Source organism: Janthinobacterium agaricidamnosum (genome assembly GCF_003667705.1).
In the GTDB taxonomy this organism is placed as follows: domain Bacteria; phylum Pseudomonadota; class Gammaproteobacteria; order Burkholderiales; family Burkholderiaceae_D; genus Janthinobacterium.
This window is the reverse complement of the sequence record NZ_CP033019.1, coordinates 69,075-82,286: the sequence shown is the minus strand read 5'-3', so window position 1 is coordinate 82,286 and position 13,212 is coordinate 69,075. Positions and strand designations below refer to the sequence as shown.

The 13,212-nt window shown below is 65.2% G+C and carries 9 protein-coding genes; 5 read left to right on the top strand and 4 right to left on the bottom strand.

Going from position 1 to position 13,212, the window contains the following annotated elements; all coding sequences use genetic code 11:
• Window positions 1-60: 60 nt before the first annotated feature.
• The 3 genes from ispE to D9M09_RS00400 form a co-directional block, all read right to left on the bottom strand.
• The gene (gene ispE, locus D9M09_RS00410) at window positions 61-945 is read right to left on the bottom strand and encodes a 4-(cytidine 5'-diphospho)-2-C-methyl-D-erythritol kinase (RefSeq protein WP_099409282.1); all 885 of its coding nucleotides are present in this window, start codon (window positions 943-945) and stop codon (window positions 61-63) included.
• Complete coding sequence (locus tag D9M09_RS00405) at window positions 942-1,592, bottom strand: outer membrane lipoprotein LolB (RefSeq protein WP_121668340.1); 651 nt, start codon at window positions 1,590-1,592, stop codon at window positions 942-944. Before D9M09_RS00405 ends, ispE begins: the two co-directional genes overlap by 4 nt.
• A 61-nt stretch (window positions 1,593-1,653) precedes the next feature.
• Entirely contained in the window at window positions 1,654-3,444 is a 1,791-nt protein-coding gene (locus tag D9M09_RS00400) for a tetratricopeptide repeat protein (RefSeq protein WP_121668339.1), read from the bottom strand.
• A gap of 167 nt (window positions 3,445-3,611) precedes the next feature.
• On the opposite strand from D9M09_RS00400, the gene mutM reads away from it, so the two are divergent.
• The 5 genes from mutM to D9M09_RS00375 are packed head-to-tail and all read left to right on the top strand — an operon-like array spanning window position 3,612 to window position 9,992.
• Window positions 3,612-4,448, top strand: coding sequence for a bifunctional DNA-formamidopyrimidine glycosylase/DNA-(apurinic or apyrimidinic site) lyase (mutM, locus tag D9M09_RS00395; protein ID WP_121668338.1), 837 nt, complete (start codon window positions 3,612-3,614; stop codon window positions 4,446-4,448).
• 22 nt (window positions 4,449-4,470) lie between these two features.
• Complete coding sequence (locus tag D9M09_RS00390) at window positions 4,471-6,372, top strand: dynamin family protein (RefSeq protein WP_121668337.1); 1,902 nt, start codon at window positions 4,471-4,473, stop codon at window positions 6,370-6,372.
• 34 nt (window positions 6,373-6,406) lie between these two features.
• On the top strand, window positions 6,407-7,570 hold the full coding sequence (gene mutY, locus D9M09_RS00385; protein WP_121668336.1) for an A/G-specific adenine glycosylase: 1,164 nt from the start codon (window positions 6,407-6,409) through the stop codon (window positions 7,568-7,570).
• Window positions 7,570-9,372: a sensor histidine kinase gene (locus D9M09_RS00380; RefSeq protein WP_162995529.1), complete on the top strand. Its 1,803-nt coding sequence runs from the start codon at window positions 7,570-7,572 to the stop codon at window positions 9,370-9,372. The genes mutY and D9M09_RS00380 overlap by 1 nt, the downstream gene beginning before the upstream one ends.
• Window positions 9,369-9,992 (top strand): response regulator transcription factor, encoded by a 624-nt coding sequence (locus tag D9M09_RS00375; protein ID WP_070312507.1) that lies wholly within the window; start codon window positions 9,369-9,371, stop codon window positions 9,990-9,992. Before D9M09_RS00380 ends, D9M09_RS00375 begins: the two co-directional genes overlap by 4 nt.
• Here the strand turns inward: D9M09_RS00375 and D9M09_RS00370 are convergent.
• Entirely contained in the window at window positions 9,989-13,210 is a 3,222-nt protein-coding gene (locus D9M09_RS00370) for a molybdopterin dinucleotide binding domain-containing protein (RefSeq protein WP_121668334.1), read from the bottom strand. The genes D9M09_RS00375 and D9M09_RS00370 overlap by 4 nt on opposite strands.
• Window positions 13,211-13,212 lie beyond the last annotated feature (2 nt).

Below are 13,212 nucleotides of genomic sequence, written 5' to 3'. Positions count from 1 at the left end.
CCGTCATGTTGGCCAGTATTATACCGACTATTTGACGCTAAGCAAAATCTTTTTTGCTCTCTACAACATGGTGAGCATTGGGTGGCGATTCAGCGCTTTTGCCTTCCAGGCGACCCAGACTGGTGGCACATTGCTGAGCACCGCATCCGCTTCTTCCTGACTGCCAAACGCACTAAATACACAAGCACCGGAACCAGTCATCCTGGCCTCACCGTAAGCACCCAGCCATTCTACCGCATCTGCTACCGGCTTGAAAAGACTGCATGCTACTTGCTGTAAATCATTCTTTCCAAACCCGCCCGCATCGTTTCCTTCTGCGAGGTACCTGGAAAAGTCCGCTATTGTGACGGGTTCGGTATTTCTCGTCAAGCCTTCCGCGCAAAAAATTGCGGCGGTCGGCACTTGCACGCCCGGCTCGATCACCACATACCAGCATGCGGGCGTGGCGACGGGCTGCAAGGCTTCGCCCACGCCTTCGGCAAAGGCGTTTTCGCCAAAGATGAAAAACGGGATATCGGCGCCCAGCGGCAAGCCCAGCGCCATCAGTTCCTCGCGCGTCAAACCGGCCTGCCACAGGCGATTGAGCGCCATCAGCGCCGTGGCCGCGTCGGACGAGCCGCCACCCAAGCCGCCGCCCATGGGCAGCACCTTGTCGATGGCGATATCGACGCCGCGCGGCAAGGCCCCCGTGCGGCGCAGCACTTCGGCCTGCAGCAGCCTGGCGGCGCGGATGATCAGGTCCTGCTCCTGCGGCACGCCGGCCAGCTCCGTCACGCGGACAATCGCCGTGTCGTCGCGCAGCGCGAAGTGCAGGGTGTCACCATGGTCGAGCAACTGGAACACTGTCTGCAGCAGATGGTAGCCATCGGCGCGGCGGCCGTTGACGTGCAAAAAGAGGTTCAGCTTGGCGGGAGCCGGGCAGTTATTCAGGGTAGTCAATGTCATGGTGCTGGTGCGGATGGGGCGGGATCGAGGACGATGCGCAGCGACACGGCATCGGCCTGCGCGCTGGCATTGCGTTCGGCATCGATACGCCGCGGTTGGGGCAAGGCGCCCGGTGTATTGTCGGCCGCATTTTGCCCTACTTCTTGCCACGACACATAGCGCAAGCGCCAGCCGTCTTTCGTCGTCACACTGTCGTTGGCCGGCGAAGCGACGAAGCGCTTGCCGTCGGCGCCCACGGCATACCCTTGCAGCCAGTCGCGCAAGCCCGACACGGGCAAGGACCAGCCCAGCATCTGCGCGCTCAGTGTGTCGACATCGGGCGCGCTGCGCGGCGCCTTGCCGCTTTGCGTCAGCACGGCCTCGCGCGGCGTGACGGCAATCGTCGCCAGCGTGCTGCCGACGGGCGAATACAGGGTCACGTCCGTGCGCTGCGCCGTCTGCTGCCAGTTGAAATTGACGGTGGCCGATTCGGGCTTGTCATCTTTCTGGTACACGACGTTCAGGCGGCCCGTCAGCTCCACCTGTTCGCGGTAGGGCGCGACGGTGTTGGCGGATGGCGCGGCGCCTGACGAGAATGGGGAACTCAGGGTCGAGCAGGCCGAGAGTGACAGGCAGACGAGTGTGAGGGGAAGCAGTTTTTTTAACATGGGTACAAGGAAAAACCAGCGCCATGGCGCTGGTTTTTTATAGTTGAGATAATCGATTCAATCACAAACTGACATTCAGGCGCGCCAAGGTGCTTTTCAGCGCCTCGTTTTTCGGGTCCTTGCCTTGCGCCTCGCGCCACAGTTTTTGCGCTTCGGCCTTGTCGCCCTTTTGCCACAGCACTTCGCCCAGGTGGACGGCGATTTCCGGATCGCTGCGCACGGCATAGGCGCGGCGCAGCGCGTTTTCCGCGGCGGCCAGGTTACCCATGCGGAATTGCACCCAGCCCATGCTGTCCATGATGAACGGGTCGCCCGGCGCCATCTGCAAGGCTTTTTCGATCAGCGCATGGGCTTCCTCGAGGCGCAGGCCCCGTTCGGCCAGCGAATAACCGAGCGCGTTGTACGCGTGCTGGTTGTCGGGCGCCAGCGCCATCACGCGGCGCAGGCTGGCCTCCATCCGCTCGAATTTGTCCATGCGCTCGGCCAGCAAGGCGTAGTCGTACAGCAGCTCCGGATTGTCGGGGAAGCGCAGCAAGGCGTTTTCCAGCACCGTGTAGGCGCTTTGCACATAGCCGGCGTCGCGCAGGAATTGCGCGTCGACCAGCAGCACCTGCGCCTGGCTTGCCGGATCGTCCGTTTCGATTTCCGTCAGCGCCTTGCGCGCCGCATCGAGATTGCCGCCGCGGGCGATCAGCTGGGCGCGGCGCAAGCGCGCCTCGACATAGCCGCTTGATGCGCTGTTGTCGACCTTGTCCAGCCAGGCGATGGCGCCCGCCGTGTCGCCGCGCGTCTCGGCGATCTGCGACAGTATCATCAGGGCCTTGAACGGATCGCGCGTGTCGCCGGGAGATTTTTCGAGCACGGCCAGGAAGCGCTTGAAGTACTGCTCCGCGCCCTTGGTGTCTTCCAGCTGCAGCGCCACGATGCCGAGCGCATACAGGGCGCCCACGTTATCGGGCGCGCTTTTCAGCAGCAGCAGGAACTGCTCGCGCGCCGGTTCCAGCTGCTTCTGTTCGACCAGCAGGCGCGCGTATGCGCCGCGCACTTCGACGGCATCCGGATTCTTTTGCAGGAAAGCGGCCAGCACCTTGCCTGCCGCCTCGGGTTCGCCCGTCACTTGCGCCAGGGTCAGCACGGCCAGCTCGGAGTTTGGCTTGATCGCCAGCGCCTTGTTCGCTTCGCCGATGGCACGGTCACGCTCGCCGATCGACAGGGCGCCCTGCGCCAGCACCAGGTGCGCTTCGAACATGTCCAGGTAAGGCTGCACCAAACGCGTCACCATCGAATAGGCATACAGCTTGTCATTCGAGCGCGACAAAATCTGCTGCATCTGGAACAGGGCCACGCCCCGTGCGCCTTGCGGCGCATTGGCCAGGCGTTCGGCGAAAATCGGTTCCGCTTCTTCGATCTTGTCCGTCAACACGACAAAGCCGAGGAAGAACTGCGTCGCCTCGTCCGAGTCTGGCGCCAGCTCGCGCCACAGGCGGATGGCCGCTAGCGCCTCGCTGCCCTGCTTGGCGGCCAGCGCCATTTCGGAAGCACGGCGCGCCAGGCGCGGATCGCGCGTCTGCTGCGCCGCCACCATCATCGTCACGTACGGCCCCTGCCACTGGCCGCTCTTGAATTCCATCTCGGCCTTGGTCAGCTTGTACAGCAAGTCGCTGCTCAATTCGACCTTCGGCAGCTCATCGCCGGCGGGCCCCTCCTTGGAGGTGGCGTCCGGCTCCTGCGGCGCGGCGGGCGCAGACGCAGAGGGGCTGGCCGCGGCATCGGCGGGGGCGACAGGCGTCTGTGCCATGGCATGCGTGGCCATCAGGGCGGACAAGGTTACAATGGCGAAAGCGTTTTTCAAAGGCTGATCCTGGCTAAACGGCAAAGTTTGATTCTACGCCCAACGCGGCTATCGCGTACTTCACGTATGTAACGAAATATATGCGTCGTGGCGGCGTAGCCTGCCAGAGCCAGCCCTCAGCCGGCAAGCCGCCTGTTTTTTACCCGGTTTTCAACCATTCGAGCCCTATGCCAGAATTGCCAGAAGTCGAAGTCACACGGCGCGGTGTCGCGCCCCATCTCGAAGGGCGCGCCGTGCGCTCCGTCGTGCTGCGCCGCGACGGCCTGCGCTGGCCCTTCCCTCCTGCCCTGGGCGAACAATTGTCGGGGCAAACCATCGGCCTGACGGGGCGGCGCGGCAAATACCTGCTGATCCACTTCCGCCACGGCACCCTGATCATCCACCTGGGCATGTCCGGCCATTTGCGCGTGCTGCCGACGGGGACGCACGCGCAAAAGCACGACCATTTCGACCTCGTCGTGGAGGACGCGGACGGCGGCAGCCAGGTGCTGCGCATGACGGACCCGCGCCGCTTCGGCGCCGTGCTGTGGCACGACGAGGCCGACGGCCCGCTGGACGGCCACGCGCTGCTGCGCGGGCTGGGCACGGAGCCGCTCGAAGGCGGCTTCACGGGCCAGCTGCTGTTCGAGAAAACGCGCAACAAGGCCACCAACATCAAGCAGGTGCTGATGGCGGGCGACATCGTCGTCGGCGTGGGCAATATCTATTGTTCCGAAAGCCTGTTCCGCGCGGGGATCAACCCGAAGACGCCGGCCCGGCGCATCGGCCTGGCCCGCTACGAGAAACTGGCGCAGGCGATCCGCGACGTGCTGGCCGAAGCCATCGTGCAAGGCGGCAGCACCCTGCGCGACTTCATCGGCGTAAACGGCCAGTCTGGCTACTTCCAGCAGACGTATTTCACGTACAACCGCGCGGGCAAGCCCTGCCGCGTCTGCGGCGCGCCGATCCGGCAAATCGTGCAGGGACAGCGTTCCACGTTTTACTGCGTGAATTGTCAAAAGTAAGCACACTCACAGAGGGAGCCAGATGGTCAGAGACCTGGAACAATACAGCGCATGGCGGCAGGACGTACAGGCCGCCTTGCAGGCATACCGGCAAGCCGCCAGCGCGGCGGGCCTGGTCGACGGCGCTTCCGCGCTGCGCCTGGCGCGCTGTGGCTCCCGCCTGCTCGATGACCGTTTATCCGTCGCCTTCGTGGCGGAATTCTCGCGCGGCAAATCCGAGCTGATCAACGCCATCTTCTTTGCCGGCTATGGCCAGCGCATCCTGCCCTCGGGCGCGGGCCGCACCACCATGTGCCCCACCGAGCTGCTGTACGACGCGGCCTGGCCGCCATCGATCCGGCTGCTGCCCATCGAGACGCGCGCGCAGAACCTGTCGACCAGCGACTACCGCGAACTGCCCGCCGCCTGGACCGTCCTGCCCCTGAATATCGAAGCGGGCGACGACATGCAGGAAGCCATCCGCCAGGTCAGCCTGACGAAAAAAGTCAACGTGGAAGAAGCGGCGCGCTACGGCCTGTATGACGCCGGCGATGCGGACGCTCCCGCCATGCTCGACGAGGACGGCCAGGTGGAAATTTCCATGTGGCGCCACGCCATCATCAACTTCCCCCATCCGCTGCTGAAACAGGGCCTGGTCATCCTCGACACGCCGGGCTTGAACGCCATCGGCACGGAACCGGAACTGACCCTGAACCTGATCCCGAATGCGCACGCGGTGCTGTTCATCCTGGCGGCCGACACGGGCGTCACGCGCAGCGACATCGAAGTGTGGCGCAACCATATCGGCGCCGGCGCGGGACGCCTGGTGGTGCTCAACAAGATCGACAGCATGTGGGATGAATTGCGCGGCGATGCCGAGGTGGCGCAGGCCATCGAACGCCAGCAGGCCAGCGTGGCGCACCTGTTGACGCTGGACGCTGGCCAGGTGTTTCCCGTCTCGGCGCAAAAGGCCCTGGTGGGCAAGATCAACCACGACGCGGCGCTGCTGGAAAAGAGCCGCCTGCAGGCGCTGGAGACGGCCCTGTTCGAGGAGCTGATTCCCGCGCGCAAGGACATCATCCGGCGCCAGCTGGCGTTCGACCTGGACGCCATCGAAGCGGCGCAGCAGGTGCAGGCGGCGGCCCGCGCGCGCGGCATCGCCGAGCAACTGCACGAACTGCACAGCCTGCGCGGCAAGAACCAGAGCGTGATCGCCCACATGATGCGGCGCATCGACATCGAGAAGAAGGAATTCGACAGCAGCCTGTTCAAGCTGCAGGCGACGCGCGCCGTGTTTACCCGCCTGTCGACGGAGCTGTACACGAGCCTGGGCATGGACATCGTGCGCGACGATATCGACGGCGTGCGCGCCGCCATGCAGCGCAGCCGCTTTTTCACGGGCCTGCGCGAAGCCGTGCGCCAGTATTTCGAGCGCATCGGCCAGAACCTCGACCGTTCGGAAGGCAAGACGGCCGAGATCACCGAAATGATGAACGTGATGTACCGCAAATTCGCTTCCGAACATGGCCTGGCGCTGGCCTTGCCGATGCCGTTTTCGCTGGCCCGCTATCGCCAGGAGATCGCCGACATCGAAGCCGTCTACCATAAGCAGTTCGGCACGGCGACCCTGCTCACCACCAGCCGCGTCGTGCTGATGGAAAAATTCTTCGACACCATCGCCTCGCGCGTGCGCCGCAGTTTCACCAACGCCAACGACGACGCCAGCGCCTGGCTGAAAGTCATCATGGCGCCGCTCGAAGCGCAGATCGTCGAGTACAAGGAACAGCTGAAACTGCGCTTTGCCTCGATCCAGCGCATCCACGACGCCACGGGCAGCCTGGAACAGAAAATCGCCGGCTTCGAAGCGAGCCTGGCGGCGCTCGAACGCGACAAGGCGCAGCTGGCGCAATTGCTGGCCGCCTTGCGCGCCGGCAGCGCCGCATGAACCCTACGCACTGAATACAACCCTGGAATCCTGCATGAAACGTCTGCTGCATCCGCTCTCGCCCGCCACGGGCGCGGCACCTTTGGAAGATTACGTCGACCCGACTTTTTCCGCCACCGTCATCGCCTGGCAAAAGCAGCATGGCCGCCACGCGCTGCCGTGGCAGAATACGCGCGACGCCTACCTGATCTGGCTGTCCGAAATCATGCTGCAGCAAACGCAGGTCACCGCCGTACTCGCTTACTACGCGCGCTTCCTCGAACGCTTCCCCACCCTGCGCGATTTGGCCGCAGCCCCGGTGGAAGACGTGATGGCGCAGTGGAGCGGCCTCGGTTACTACACGCGGGCGCGCAACCTGCACAAGTGCGCGCAGCGCGTGGTGGCCGAATACGACGGCGTGTTCCCCAGCGACCCGCTGCTACTGGCCGAGCTGCCCGGCATCGGCCGCTCGACGGCGGCCGCCATCTCCGCGTTTTCCAGCGGCACGCGCGCGGCCATCATGGACGGCAACGTCAAGCGCGTGTTTGCGCGCACCTTCGGCATCGACGCCTATCCCGGCGAAAAACGGGTCGAGGAAGCCATGTGGCGCCGCGCCGAGGCGCTGCTGCCTGACACAGGTATCGAAGCCTACACGCAGGGCCTGATGGACTTCGGCGCCACCCTGTGCACGCGCAGCAGCCCCGATTGCGGCCGCTGCCCGCTGCAGCCGCGCTGCGTGGCCTACGCCACCCATCGCGTCAAAGACTTACCTGTGCGCAAGCCGAAGAAAACCAGCCCGGAAAAACACGCCGTCATGCTGGCCATCATCGACGATGGCCAGGTGCTGCTGGAGCAGCGCCCCGGCTCGGGCATCTGGGGCGGCCTGCTGTCGCTGCCCGAACTCGACGGCCACGTGCTGGCCGATGCAGACTCGCCGCGAGAGATAGACCAACAGGTACTGGCGCGCGCCGTGGCGCCGTTCGGCGAGATCGAGACCCAGGAACGGCTGCTGCCCATCGTGCACGTGTTTACCCACTACAAGCTGCACATCGTCCCCTGCCGCATCACCCTGGCGCGCCGTTTGGCGCTGGCCGGAGAGTCCACGCACGTCTGGTACGACGGCGCGAAGATCGCCGACGCGCCGCTGCCCGCGCCGATCAAGAAACTGCTGCTGGACCTGTTCGGCGATGCGCGCGCGGCGCAGCGCAGCATGTTCTAGTGCGCAGGCTTGTTGCACTGGCGCTGGCGGCGCTGTGCCTGCACGGCGCGCAAGCGGCTGACGCGCTGCCGGAGGTACCAGAGGTGAGAATAGGCGTGCTCGCCTACAAGGGCGGCGACGCCGTGCAGCAGGACTGGTCGTACGTGACGCGCCACCTGCAGGCCAGCATCCCCGGCATCCGTTTTACATTGGCAGACTACGACCAGGCGGGCCTGACGCGGGCCGTGCAGTCGCAAGCCATCGCCTTTGCCATCACCAGCAGCGGCCACTACGTGGCGCTCGAACACAGCGACGGCGCCAGCCGCATCGCCACGCTGGAGTCGCCTTGGACGGACTCGCCGCGCCAGGCCATCGGCTCGGCCATCGTCGTGCGCAGCGCGTCGCCGCTGCACGACCTGGCCGACCTGGCAGGCAAGAACGTGATGGCGGTGGCGCCCGACGCGTTTGGCGGCTACCAGATCGCCGCGCGCGAACTGCAGGAAGCGGGCATCGATCCCACGCACGATTTTGCCAGCCTGCGCTACAGCGGCTTTCCTTCGCAGCAGATCGTCGAGGCCGTGCGTGCTGGCCGCATGGACGCCGGCATCGTGCGCACCTGCCTGCTGGAACAGATGGTGGCGCGCGGCGAAGTGCGGGCCGAGGAACTGCGCGTCATCACCACGCGTCCGATTCCCGGTTTTCGCTGCGCCAGCTCGTCGCGGCTGTATCCGGACTGGCCCTTCGTGGCCCTGCGCCAGACGCCGCCCCCGCTGGCAAAAAAAGTGGCGCAGGCCCTGCTGGCCATGCCGCGCACCAGCGAAGGCTACAGCTGGACGGTGCCCAGCGATTACCAGATCGTCGATGAACTGTTCCGCGAACTGCGCATCGGCCCCTACGCCTATTTGAACAAGCTGACGTTCGAGACGGCCCTGCGCCGCTACTGGGGCTGGATGCTGCTGGTGCTAGCCTTGCTGGTGGCCTGGGCCGTGCATACGGTGCGCGTGGAATACCTGGTCAGCCGGCGCACGGAGCAATTGCGCGCGGCGCAGCACCAGCAGCGCGCGCTGGAAGAACAGGCGCGCCAGCGCCAGGCCACGCTCGACCACACGGCGCGCCTGGCCATCCTGGGCGAAATGGCCAGCGCCATCGCGCACGAATTGAACCAGCCGCTGGCGGCCATCGGCAATTTCGCGCGCGGCATGGCGCGCCGCATCGCGGGGGGACGGCTCGACGCGGCACCCTTGCTCGACGGCGCGCAGGAAATCGCCACGCAAAGCGAGCGCGCGGGCGCCATCATCCGGCACATCCGCGCGATGGCGCAAAAGCGTCCCGCGCACAGCACCGCCTTCGCGCTGGCCGACGCCGTGGAGCAGGCGGTATCGCTGTTCCGCGCGGCCCATCCGCAAGCGAACATCAGCTGGCGTCACGAGGCGGCCAGCGCTGCACCGCGCGTGCTGGCCGACCCGCAGCAAGTGCAGCAGGTGCTGCTCAATTTATTGAAAAATGCGCTCGACGCGCAGGTGGAAAACGACCATCCGCAGCACCCGATCGGCGTGCTGCTGCACCGCGAAAACGGCGCCTGCACGGTGGCCGTGCGCGACGCCGGCTGCGGCCTCGATGCGGCGCAGATGGCGCGCCTGTTCGAGCCCTTCTTTACCACCAAGGCCGAAGGCCTGGGACTGGGCATGTCCCTCAGCAAAAGCATCATCGAGTCGTTCGGCGGCAGCCTGTCGGCCCACGCCAACGCCGATGCGCCAGGCTTGACGGTCTGGTTCCGCCTGCCCGAAGATACGCATATGGAAGTAGATAAGGAAACACCATGAACGAAAGCGATGCGATCATCTTTGTCGTCGACGACGACGCCGCCATGCGCCGCTCGCTGGCCTATCTGTTCGATTCGGCCGGCTGGCAAGTGCAGACGTTCGAATCGGCGCGCGATTTCCTGCAGCGCTACGAGGGCCATGTGCCGGGCTGCCTGCTGCTCGACGTGCGCATGCCGCTGATGAGCGGACTGGAACTGCAGCAGGAGTTGAATAACAGGACCGGACACGCCATATCGCTGCCCGTGATTTTCCTCAGCGGCCACGGCGACCTGGCCATGGCCGTGCAGACGATGAAGGCGGGCGCCTGCGATTTTCTGGAAAAGCCGTGCAAGGACCAGGTATTGCTGGACGCCGTCTCGCGTGCCGTGGCCCGCAGCGTGGAAGAAAGCCGCAGCGCCGCCAGCGCGAATACGGCGCAATCGGCGCTGGCCAGGCTCACCGCGCGCGAGCGCGAAGTGGCGCTGCTGATGGCCGAAGGCAAGGCCTCGAAAGTCATCGCCCGCGAACTCGGTATCAGCGACAAGACGGTGCAGGTGCACCGCCATAACGCGATGGAAAAACTGGGCCTGCATTCAGCAGCCGAGGTGGCCCGGCTGCTGATGGCGGGTGGGCAAATCTAGGCCCGCACGATGCGGGCAGGAAGCCCTTGCCGCACCGACGTGCCCGAGACGGGATCGACGAACACGTTCTTGTCGCCGCGGCTTGGGTCCGTCAATCCCAGGTCGTTCAGGTTGATGCCCGCGCCGATGGCCGGTTCATCAGGCTGGCGCAGCTTGCCGATGCGGTGGGCGCGCGCGCCGTGTTCCTTGTGGCCGAAACCGTGTTCGACGGCGATCACGCCGCGCTGCACGCCATGGCGCAGCATCACCGTGGCCCTGGCCTTGCCACCCGGCGTCTCCAGATAAATCTGGTCGCCATTTTCCAGCTTCAGGCGCGCCGCATCGTCGGGATGCACGGCGACCGGGTTGTCCGGATGGATGCCGCGCAAGCGCCGCGCGCCGATGCTGTACGAGTTTTGCAGCGCCGATTTAAAACTGATCAACTCGAACGGCCATTCGCTGGCCGGGTAGGTTTTGCGCACGGGCGTGCCGTCGGCGAAAGCCGCCACCCTCCACGCGGGCGTGCCGGGGAAACGCTTGCCGCTCAAGCTGTTCTTGCTCACGCCCAGACCCTCGTTGTACAGCATCATCGGTTTCAGGTAGCGGTGCGTGGACCAGTCCTGCGGATACGGCGTCTCATCAAGCACCGGGACAGGCGCGGCGGGCGCCTTGGGGTTGGCGGGCGGCGGCAGGCGCAGGCCGAACATCTCGCCATAGCTCTGGTAGCGCCCTCCCCGCGCCAGCATGAAGGCCACCTTGCGCCACTCTTCCGGCTTCAGGGTGCGCTCCAGTTCGGGGCGGATGCGCGCCACGCCGGCCAGTTCGATGTCGTCGTCGCTCGCCTCCGGCACGGCCGTCTTGCCCTGCCAGGCGATGTTGGCGCCGCCGCGCAGATACCAGTCTTCCGCGCGCTGCAATGGGAAGCGCTGGCCCTCCATGTCCTGCAGGGCTTCCGTGCCGAAGCCGGGCAAGGCCATCGTTTTGGCCAGCGCGATGAAGAACGATTCCATGCAGATGCTCTGGCCGTCCGGCGTCTTTTGCACGCGCGGTTCGACCACGGGCCAGCGCGCCGTGCTCATTTTGACGGGCATGCCGCCCCAGGCGCCGGCCCAGCCCCAGCTTTCATACAGCAAGGTATCGGGCAGCAGGTAGTCGGCAAACGCCGAGCTTTCATTGATGAAGGGGTCGATGGCGACGATCAGGGGAATCTTCTTCGGATCGGCCAGCTCCTTGCCGATCTGCGCGCGTAAGCCCGTGATGCCGTAGACGGGATTGCAGCTCCACAGGATCAGCGCCTTCAAGGTGTACGGATAGCCGTTCATGGCGCTGGTGAGCCACTCGGTCGCCAGCGCGGGCGCGTTCGGATACCACGGCGCCCTGGCCGGATACGCCTTGCCCGCTTCCTTCTTCAGCTTGAATTCCGAGGTTTTTTCATACGGCACATTGCGCCCGATCGGCATGCCCGTCGCCTTGATCTCGCCGTCGAAACTTTCGAGGTTGTAGCGCGGGCCGGGGCCCGCATCCTTGAAGCTGCCGCCGTTGATCAGGGTGCCGCCCTTGCGGTTCAAATTGCCGATCAGGGTATTGAGCATGACCAGCGCATACGCGTTATAGAAACCTGCGCCCGACATCATGCCGCCGTGCGCATTGACGGCGGCGCGCTTGCCGTGGCTGGTCAGTTCCCGCGCCAGGCCTTCGATGATGTCAAGCGGGATGCCGCAGGCGCTGGAATAGTCCTCCATGCTGTGGCGCTGCGCTTCTTCGTTGAGCATCGTCATGGCCGTCTTCAGGTGCAGCGGCGCGCCGGTCACGTCCAGCGGGCCGTCGAAGAACAGGCGCGCTTCGCCCTTGGCGGCATTGTGCGGCACGATCGCTTGCGTGGCCGCGTCGATCACGCAGAACGCGTCACCATCCTTGTAGCGCTCCTCTTCCGCCAGTTCCACCGCGCCGATGTCCGACGCGCGCAGATAGCGGCCGTCGCGCGGATGGCCCTTCTCGCTGATGATCAGATGCGTGGCGTTGCACCAGGCGGCTTCGCCTGCCGCTTCCGCCACCTTCAGGTTCGGCTGCACGAGGAAGTTGCGGTCATAGCGTTCGTGCTCGATGATCCAGCGGATCATGGCCATGGCCAGCGCGCCATCCGTGCCCGGCTTGATCGGCACCCAGCGGCTGCGGTCGCCCGCGGCCAGGCTGTCCGCATTCGTCAGCACGGGGTCGACGACGACGTAGCTGAAATCGCGCTTGCCCGAACGGGCTTTCGCGATCAAGGTGCCCTGGCGCTTGAACGGGTTGCCCGCATTGCCGGGCGCCGTGCCGACGAAGATGCAGAACTCCGTGTTTTCCAGGTCCACTTTCGCATGCGGCATTTTCTTCATGTCGCCGAACATGGCGCCCGAGCCGCTGCGGTAGGCGCCGCCGCAATACGAGCCGTGGTTGACCAGGTTCAGACTGCCGTACGACTGCTTGAAAAAACGCGTGCCGAACGCCAGACGGCCATCGTCGGTGCTGCACATCAGGCCCACCTGATTGACTTGCGGACCCAGTTCCGGCTGCGCCGGATCGATCGGTTTTTCCAGCTCGCGCAAGGCGCGCAAGCCCTGCACGTGGCCTTCGCCAAACAGGTCGCCGCCTTCCGTCACTTCCTTGACCAACTGGTCGAAGGCGATCGGCTCCCACTGGCCGCCGCCGCGCGGTCCCACGCGCTTCATGGGCGCCAGCACGCGGAAAGGCGACTCCATCTGTTCCAGCACGCCGTTGCCGCGGCCGCAAGCGGTGGAACGTCCCTTCAAGCCCTTTTCCTCGAAACGCGACAGGGAAATGAAGCTGTCGCGTATCGGGGTCTGGTACGGCAGCGCCGGATCGGCCGACAGGGGGCTGTACGGATTGCCGGCCACGCGCAGCACCTTGCCGCTTTTTTTATCCAGGCGCACGCGCACGCCGCAGAACGTGGTGCAGCCCATGCACATGGTGTAGCTGACCTGCTGGTCGGGATTGACCGTCAGTTTGCCCGTGGCCGTGTCGACGGAAAACTCGGGCGCCAGCGAATTGCCGTGCAAGCGCTGTACGGGTTTGTCCTTGCCCAGCGCGTGGTCGACCATGCGGCCGGCCGTGGTGGAAAAGCTGGCGGCAAAGGCGGCCAGCCCGCCGCCGATGGCGCCATAGCGCAGCAGCTTGCGGCGTTTTTCTTTTTCGTCTTCAGGGACGTCATTGCGGTCGTCGTTGTGTATTTGATCGTTCATTG